This window comes from Polaromonas sp. P1_G4, assembly GCF_056405475.1.
This window is the reverse complement of record NZ_JBFUCA010000506.1, coordinates 1-2,966: the sequence shown is the minus strand read 5'-3', so window position 1 is coordinate 2,966 and position 2,966 is coordinate 1. Positions and strand designations below refer to the sequence as shown.

Sequence of the window (2,966 nt, the reverse complement as noted above, 5' to 3'; positions counted from 1 at the left end):
CCACCGATCCGCTGGTGCACCAGTTCGTCAATGCCGAAAGCGAAGGCCCCGTGAAATTCCACTATCCGGGCCCCACTGTGGATGCCGATTTCGGCGACCCGGCGGCCAAATCAGGGAAGCGCGCATGAGCCGCTATAGCCCTGTCGCGCTGATTTCCGGCCTCGGTTTTTCCGTGCGCAGCCAGCTGGCCGAGCTGGGCTACGCCGCGCGGTTGATGTCCCGGCTGGTGGCCCTCACCGGCCCGGCCCTGGCCCGCTTTGGCCTGGTGCGCGACCAGATTTTCTTTTTGGGCAACTACTCGCTGGCCATCATTGCCGTGTCGGGTCTGTTTGTCGGCTTTGTGCTGGGCCTGCAGGGCTACTACACGCTGCAGCGCTATGGCTCGGCAGAAGCGCTGGGCTTGCTGGTGGCGCTCAGCCTCGTGCGCGAACTCGGGCCGGTGGTCACTGCTTTGCTGTTTGCCGGCCGCGCCGGCACGGCGTTGACGGCCGAAATCGGCCTGATGAAAGCCGGCGAACAGCTCTCAGCCATGGAAATGATGGCGGTAGACCCGGTGCGGCGCATCCTGGCGCCCCGCTTCTGGGGCGGCATCATCGCCATGCCCCTGCTGGCTGCCGTGTTCAGCGCTGTGGGCATCATGGGTGGCTGGCTGGTGGGTGTGGTCATGATCGGTATTGATGCGGGCTCCTTCTGGAGCCAGATGCAGTCCGGTGTCGATGTCTGGCGCGACGTAGGCAACGGCATCATCAAGAGTTTTGTGTTTGGCGTCACGGTCACTTTTGTGGCCTTGCACCAGGGTTTCGAGGCCCAGCCGACGCCTGAGGGCGTGTCGCGCGCGACCACGCGGACCGTGGTGGTTGCGTCGCTGGCCGTGCTGGGGCTGGATTTCCTGCTGACCGCCTCGATGTTCAGCCTTTAAAACCGTCTTCATACATTTTTAATTCGCCCATGAGAAAATCCTGCTTCCCAGTGTTTGCCTTGGGTGAACCCCGCAAGGACAAAACAGCCCGGAATGGCGAAAACGCCGGACCAGGCCACTGAAAGAAAACGATGCAACGTTCCAAAAATGATTTGTGGGTGGGTTTGTTCGTGTTGATTGGCGGCGCCGCCATCCTGTTTCTGGCGCTCAAGTCCGCGAATTTGCTCAGCCTGAATTTCGATACCTCCTACAAGGTGACGGCGAAATTCGACAACATTGGTGGCCTCAAGCCGCGAGCCGCTGTCAAAAGCGCTGGCGTGGTAGTGGGCAGGGTTGAAAATATCACTTTCGACGACAAGTCCTACCAGGCCAGCGTCAATCTGGCGATGGAAAGCCGTTACGTGTTCCCGAAAGACAGCTCGCTGAAGATTTTGACCAGCGGATTGCTGGGCGAGCAGTACATCGGCGTGGAGGCCGGTGGGGACGAGAAAAATCTTGCCGCAGGGGACGTGGTCAAAAACACGCAGTCCGCCGTGGTGCTTGAGAATCTGATCAGCCAGTTTTTATACAGCAAGGCGGCAGACAGCAGTTCCGGATCAGGGTCTGCGCCGCCATCAGGGACGCCAGAAAAAAAATGACAGCAGAAATCACGATGAAAAAACCGGCCGGCTGGGCTGCGGCAGTGCTTGCACTGGCACTTCTCCAGGGGTGTGCTACCGGTCCCAATGCGAGCCCATCCGATCCGCTGGAGYCGTTCAACCGGACCATGTTCAGTTTCAATGACGGCGTGGACCGCGCCGTCGTCAAACCCGTGGCAACCGCGTACCGGGATATCACGCCTGCGCCTGTGCGCACCGGTGTCACTAATTTCTTCGGCAACATTTCCGACGTGTGGTCCACCGTCAACAACCTGCTCCAGGGTAAAGGCCAGGCTTCTATCGAAAGTTTTTTCCGTGTCACGACCAATACCCTCTGGGGCGTGGGTGGCATTTTTGACGTTGCCAGCGATCTGAAGATTCCCAAACACTCGGAAGATTTTGGCCAGACGCTCGGCGTTTGGGGTGTGGGCTCGGGCCCCTACCTCGTGCTGCCTTTGCTGGGCCCTTCTTCCGCGCGTGATTCGGTAGGTTCGCTGGTTGATTACCAGGGCGACCTGGTAAGCCGGATCGACAATGTCCGTGCCCGCAATTCCCTGACGACTTTGCGCCTGGTGAACGCCAGGGCCAACGTGCTCGGGGCCGGTGATGTCCTGGACCAGGCCGCACTCGACAAATACAGCTTCACCCGCGAAATCTACCTGCAGCGCCGCCGTAGCCTGATAGGCGGGACTTCGGTGGAAAAAGAGGAACGTTACGATTTGCCGGAAGGCACATCGGCCGCCCCGGCGGCACCAGCCTCCGCCGCCAAATAGTGTCATCCCGGGTTTGAACAGGGGTCAAAAGGCTGTTGATTGCAAACAATATTTACAAGACTGCCGTAAAACTTCATTCACAGCCCGGAAACCATCCCGCAGAATAACCATCGAACCATCGGTTGCAGCAGCGACGTATCCATAGGGGTACTGCAATTTTCGCAGCCGCATGCTTCGTCATAGAAGGAAAATCATGAAACGCAGAACACTTGGCCATTTATTCACCGCCGCCCTCAGCCTGGCCCTGATGGGGTCTGCGCCGTTCGTTCGCGCAGCCGATGAGGCACCCGATGCCCTGATCAAGCGCGTCTCGGCCGATGTGCTGGACAACATCAAGACGGACAAGGCTGTAAAAGCCGGTGACCTCACCCGGGTGCTCGCGCTCGTCGACAGCAAGATCATGCCTAACGTGAACTTCACACGCATGACGGCCTCTGCCGTGGGCCGCAACTGGCGCCAGGCCACGCCTGAGCAGCAAAAGAAGCTTCAGGACGAGTTCAAGACCCTGCTGATCCGCACCTATTCCGGCGCATTGGCACAGGTCAGCGACCAGAGCGTCAATGTCAAACCGCTGCGTGCGGCTCCGGAAGACACTGAAGTCGTCGTACGCACCGAAGTTCTGGGCCGGGGCGATCC

General features: G+C 59.5%; 4 protein-coding genes and 1 pseudogene. All 5 read left to right on the top strand.

Annotated features, from left to right (window positions below):
* Window positions 1-128: pseudogene (locus tag AC1D1X_RS19585) on the top strand (ABC transporter ATP-binding protein); the annotation flags it as partial.
* Window positions 125-919: a lipid asymmetry maintenance ABC transporter permease subunit MlaE gene (gene mlaE, locus AC1D1X_RS19580; RefSeq protein ID WP_457279722.1), complete on the top strand. Its 795-nt coding sequence runs from the start codon at window positions 125-127 to the stop codon at window positions 917-919. The pseudogene AC1D1X_RS19585 and the gene mlaE, both read left to right, overlap by 4 nt.
* Before the next feature lie 131 nt (window positions 920-1,050).
* Window positions 1,051-1,557 (top strand): outer membrane lipid asymmetry maintenance protein MlaD, encoded by a 507-nt coding sequence (gene mlaD / locus AC1D1X_RS19575; RefSeq protein WP_457279721.1) that lies wholly within the window; start codon window positions 1,051-1,053, stop codon window positions 1,555-1,557.
* A complete protein-coding gene (locus AC1D1X_RS19570) occupies window positions 1,554-2,330 on the top strand; it encodes an MlaA family lipoprotein (RefSeq protein ID WP_477698944.1) in 777 nt (258 codons plus the stop codon). Before mlaD ends, AC1D1X_RS19570 begins: the two co-directional genes overlap by 4 nt.
* A gap of 193 nt (window positions 2,331-2,523) precedes the next feature.
* A partial coding sequence (locus tag AC1D1X_RS19565) for an MlaC/ttg2D family ABC transporter substrate-binding protein (protein ID WP_477698943.1) occupies window positions 2,524-2,966 on the top strand: 443 nt, incomplete at its 3' end.